At 58.9% G+C, this 3,200-nt stretch carries 5 protein-coding genes, 1 tRNA gene and 1 pseudogene; all 7 read right to left on the bottom strand.

Annotated elements, in window-relative coordinates; all coding sequences use genetic code 11:
- Positions 1-53: 53 nt before the first annotated feature.
- Positions 54-554 (bottom strand): 50S ribosomal protein L10, encoded by a 501-nt coding sequence (gene rplJ, locus FFS27_RS30865; protein ID WP_003093748.1) that lies wholly within the window; start codon positions 552-554, stop codon positions 54-56.
- Positions 555-752: 198 nt separating this feature from the next.
- The gene (gene rplA / locus FFS27_RS30870; protein WP_003093749.1) at positions 753-1,448 is read right to left on the bottom strand and encodes a 50S ribosomal protein L1; all 696 of its coding nucleotides are present in this window, start codon (positions 1,446-1,448) and stop codon (positions 753-755) included.
- Entirely contained in the window at positions 1,448-1,879 is a 432-nt protein-coding gene (gene rplK / locus FFS27_RS30875; RefSeq protein ID WP_003093751.1) for a 50S ribosomal protein L11, read from the bottom strand. The genes rplA and rplK overlap by 1 nt, the downstream gene beginning before the upstream one ends.
- A 116-nt stretch (positions 1,880-1,995) precedes the next feature.
- Positions 1,996-2,529 carry a transcription termination/antitermination protein NusG gene (nusG, locus tag FFS27_RS30880; protein ID WP_003108028.1) on the bottom strand — a complete coding sequence of 178 codons (534 nt, stop codon included), beginning with the start codon at positions 2,527-2,529 and terminating at the stop codon, positions 1,996-1,998.
- Between the two features lie 9 nt (positions 2,530-2,538).
- Positions 2,539-2,907, bottom strand: a complete 369-nt coding sequence (secE, locus tag FFS27_RS30885) for a preprotein translocase subunit SecE (RefSeq protein ID WP_003108030.1) — start codon at positions 2,905-2,907, stop codon at positions 2,539-2,541.
- A gap of 45 nt (positions 2,908-2,952) precedes the next feature.
- Positions 2,953-3,028, bottom strand: a tRNA-Trp gene (locus tag FFS27_RS30890).
- 55 nt (positions 3,029-3,083) lie between these two features.
- Positions 3,084-3,200: pseudogene (locus tag FFS27_RS30895) on the bottom strand (elongation factor Tu); the annotation flags it as partial.

The raw sequence follows: 3,200 nt of genomic DNA on the forward strand, positions 1-3,200 counted from the left end.
GGCCTGCGGCCATCGTATTAAACAAATAAGATTGAAAGCGCTTGCGAGCCGACTTAGGCGGCAGCAGCTTCTTTCTGGTCGCGAATGGCCGCCAGAGTACGAGCCAGCTTGCTGGTAGCGCCCTGAATCACGCTCATCAGCTGCGATACGGCTTCGTCGTAGGTCGGCAGGCTTGCCAGTACGTCGATCTGATTGGCTGCGAGGAACTGACCCTCGAAGGCAGCCGCCTTGATCTCGAACTTGTCCTGACCCTTGGCGAACTCACGGAAGATACGAGCGGCAGCGCCCGGATGTTCGTTGGAGAAAGCGATCAGGGTCGGGCCTTTGAACACGTCGTTGAGCACGTCGAACTGGGTGCCTTCAACGGCGCGCTTGAGCAGGGTGTTACGTACGACTTTCACGTACACACCAGCTTCGCGGGCCTCTTTACGGAGTCCGGTCATGGCGCCTACGGTCACGCCACGGGCATCGGCCACGACAGCGGACAGGGCAGCTTTGGCAGCCTCGTTGACTTCAGCGACGATGGCCTTCTTGTCTTCGAGTTTAATTGCCACGGGTTTACTCCTGGATGTTACCGTTTCGTCCAGCCGGGGCCGGACGTCGTTTTGGTGTCTGATTCGGTAACCGAATCGGGAGCACCATCTGCGTAGGCTTGTGGTTTAAGGCTTGCGCCACCTACGGTCTTGGATAGCCCCCGCCAGGCAGGGACCCCAATACCTGTGCAGCGGGCAGAACCCGCTGCACGATTTCACTTAGGCTTCCAGGGAAGCCAGGTCGATCTGCAGGCCCGGACCCATGGTGGTGCTCAGGGTCACGCGCTTGACGTACACGCCTTTCGACGAGGACGGCTTCAGGCGCTTCAGGTCGGCCAGCAGCGCTTCAACGTTCTGCTGCAGCTTGGCCGGTTCGAAATCGACCTTACCGACGGAGCTGTGGATGATGCCGTTCTTGTCGGTACGGAAACGTACCTGACCAGCTTTGGCATTCTTCACGGCGGTAGCGACGTCCGGAGTCACGGTGCCGACTTTCGGGTTCGGCATCAGACCACGCGGGCCGAGGATCTGGCCCAGCTGACCGACGACACGCATGGCATCCGGGGAAGCGATGACAACGTCGTAGTTCAGGTCGCCGCCTTTCATTTCGGCAGCCAGCTCGTCCATGCCCACCTTGTCGGCGCCGGCAGCCAGAGCGGCTTCGGCAGCCGGACCCTGGGTGAAGACGGCAACGCGGACGCTCTTGCCGGTGCCGTTCGGCAGGACGGTGGCGCCACGAACGACCTGGTCGGATTTACGCGGATCGACGCCGAGGTTCACGGCAACGTCCACGGACTCCTTGAACTTGATGGTGGACAGCTCGGCCAGCAGCTTGGCGGCCTCTTCGAAGCTGTACTGCTTGCCGGCAACTACTTTCTCGGCAATCGCCTTCTGGCGCTTGGTCAGCTTAGCCATTACACACCCTCCACGTTCAGGCCCATGCTGCGCGCGGAGCCAGCGATGGTACGTACAGCAGCGTCCAGATCAGCAGCGGTCAGGTCAGCCTGCTTGGTCTTGGCGATCTCTTCCAGCTGGGCACGGGTAACGGTGCCGACTTTCTGGGAGTTCGGACGAGCGGAGCCGCTGGTGATGCCAGCTGCTTTTTTCAGCAGGACGGCAGCCGGGGTGCTCTTGGTTTCGAAGGTGAAGCTACGGTCGCTGTAAACAGTGATGATCACAGGAGTCGGCAGGCCCGGCTCTTGGCCTTGGGTCTTGGCGTTGAACGCCTTGCAGAATTCCATGATGTTCACGCCGTGCTGACCCAGGGCAGGGCCGACCGGCGGCGACGGGTTGGCCTGACCGGCCTTTACTTGCAGCTTGATATAAGCCTGGATTTTCTTAGCCATTTGCTACTCCAAATTCGGGTACAAGCGCCTGAAGGCTCCCCGGTTGCTTTCGCGTTTATCCCAGTGACGACAAAACCCCGCAGCCTTGGGCTGCGGGGTGAGGGATGCGTTTTCAGCTAGACCTTTTCGACCTGACTGAACTCCAGCTCCACCGGGGTAGAGCGGCCAAAGATAAGCACGGCCACTTGGATCCGGCTCTTCTCGTAGTTAACTTCCTCGACGACACCATTGAAGTCGGCGAAAGGACCATCGATGACACGAACGGTCTCGCCCGGCTCGAACAGGGTCTTCGGCTTGGGCTTGTCGCCGCTATCGGCCACGCGACGCAGGATTGCATCAGCCTCACGATCGGTGATCGGAGCCGGCTTGTCGGCGGTCCCGCCGATGAAGCCCATGACACGCGGGGTATCCTTCACCAGGTGCCAGGTACCTTCGTTCATTTCCATCTGAACCAGCACATAGCCAGGGAAGAATTTGCGCTCGCTCTTGCGCTTCTGGCCGTTCCGCATCTCCACCACTTCTTCGGTGGGAACCAGAATCTCGCCGAACTCTTCTTCCATGCCAGCAAGCTTGACACGCTCGATCAGCGAGCGCATGACATGCTTCTCGTAGCCCGAGTATGCATGCACAACGTACCAACGCTTAGCCACGGCGCACCCTTAACCTACAATCATGGAAACCAACCAACCCAGCAGGGAATCGAGCCCCCACAGCAGCAGCGCCATTACCAGCACTACCGCGACCACAATCAGCGTGGTCTGAGTTGTTTCTTGACGACTCGGCCATACGACCTTGCGAATCTCGACGCGCGCTTCCTTAGCAAGACTAAAGAAGGCCTGCCCCTTGGCCGTTTGCAGAGCCAGGAAAGCAGCGATCACCGCCAGAACGAGAATACCGAGAACGCGATACAGGATTGGTTGAGCCGAAAAGTACTGATTGCCCACAACGGCAACCACAACCAGAACGGCAACCAAGAGCCATTTCAAGAGATCAAAACGTGATTCTTTGGCTTCTGCCTTGGCATTCATCTGTTAGGAATCTCGTGAAGAAAAGCCAGATTTACTTGGGAAATCTGGCAGGCCAGGAGGGAATCGAACCCCCAACCTGCGGTTTTGGAGACCGCCGCTCTGCCAATTGAGCTACTGGCCTGAAGCAAAATCAGGCCGACCATTATGCCGGCCTGAAAGGGGAAGATCAACCGATATTATTCGATGATCTTGGCAACCACGCCGGCGCCAACGGTACGGCCGCCTTCGCGGATCGCGAAGCGCAGGCCATCTTCCATGGCGATCGGAGCGATCAGGGTGACAACCATCTTGAT

The organism is Pseudomonas sp. 2VD, from assembly GCF_005503585.1.
Classification (GTDB): domain Bacteria; phylum Pseudomonadota; class Gammaproteobacteria; order Pseudomonadales; family Pseudomonadaceae; genus Pseudomonas; species Pseudomonas aeruginosa.